This is a genomic window from Streptomyces sp. NPDC003011 (genome assembly GCF_053591515.1).
The window spans coordinates 6,041-6,259 of the sequence record NZ_JBSFTY010000168.1 but is presented as its reverse complement, the minus strand read 5'-3'; positions in this window follow the sequence as shown (position 1 = coordinate 6,259).

The window sequence follows — 219 nt, the reverse complement described above, 5'->3', positions numbered from 1 at the left end:
CAGTTGCACTCGTGTCACGCAAGACGGTCTATCGGAACGGACCGCGCCGCGAAGGCGCATCACGCAAATTGATCACGACTCGATACGCGCCCTAGGCCCCCGGCAGCCGTCGAGCCGGAAGAGGCCAGACCGCCACCGCCGGTGTGCATGCCACCCTTGGGCTTGTCGTACTTGCCGCCGTCGTACTTGCCGCCGTCGTACTTGCCCTCGTCCTTCCCG